The following is a 238-nucleotide window of genomic DNA, read 5'->3' on the forward strand; positions in this document are numbered from 1 at the left end:
TTCGCGACTCAAGCGTCGCTCCTGCAGCACCCCCACACACCCCAGGGTGATTTAATTAAAGCGCTCTTAGGCTACACTAGGAGTCCCTTACTTTTCACGCGTGCAAGCATGTTGCATGTTTGCGTGCCAGCGATCATCTGCCATGACCGAACGTCGACTGTCACCGCTGGATAAACTACTGGCCCGGGCCGATAACGCCCTGCGCACCCTGACGCCGGGTACCATCCAGGCGGAGCGC

Origin of the sequence: Alcanivorax sp. UBA3183 (assembly GCF_002364155.1) — a bacterium.
Classification (GTDB): domain Bacteria; phylum Pseudomonadota; class Gammaproteobacteria; order Pseudomonadales; family Alcanivoracaceae; genus Alcanivorax; species Alcanivorax jadensis.